A 686-nucleotide genomic window follows, 5' to 3' on the forward strand; every position below is an offset into this window, starting at 1 on the left:
CACACCGGCGAACCACTGATCGCACTGGAACGCAAACCATCGGAGCTTAGCGCATTAGCCACTGCGATAGGCAAACATACTTCCCCGAACGCCCTCATCCTTGCCTGGTGGGACACCTCCCGCCAAATACGCTTACTATCGGAGCGCAACACCTTATTTAACGGGCACCTCAATGAACCGCTCATCATACCCGCGCGCTGGCAGGAACAAAGCGACACCATCCGCGCCTATGAAAGCAATATCGCGCATAGCGCACCAGCAGAAGAAGAGCATAAACAATTCCGACGTTTCACCGAAGCGCTCGTTCAGACCCCCGAAGCAGGCGTAGCCCAATTACGTGAATTGATTGGCCCCAGCCAGGAAGCCTATCTGGTGATCCATGTCTCTGATTTATACAAATTAGGCCTACTGCACCCGGACAAATTTGGTGTGGCCTACAAAAACTATGCCCTGACAAGCAATATCCATGGACTGATCACCCACATGAAAGTCGAGATGAAAGAACATAATTACAGCACCTATACGCTGCAATCACTCTCTGATCGCGACATCCGGGTATTCTTTTTAGCAGACGAGCAAAGTACAAACACACTCATTGCCCAGATGCTCCCCTTTACTGACAAGCCGCCGCCGCTTGACCTAAAAGCTGCGCAACTTGTCTACCAGCAAGGAGGATACTGGGTATA

1 protein-coding gene is annotated in these 686 nt (G+C 51.3%); it reads left to right on the forward strand.

Going from position 1 to position 686, the window contains the following annotated elements:
• Window positions 1-686: hydroxylamine oxidation protein HaoB (haoB, locus tag R2Q26_RS15325; protein WP_317537085.1), on the forward strand; the 686-nt coding region annotated here is incomplete at both ends.

Origin of the sequence: Nitrosomonas sp. Is37, from assembly GCF_033063275.1 — a bacterium.
Classification (GTDB): Bacteria; Pseudomonadota; Gammaproteobacteria; order Burkholderiales; family Nitrosomonadaceae; genus Nitrosomonas.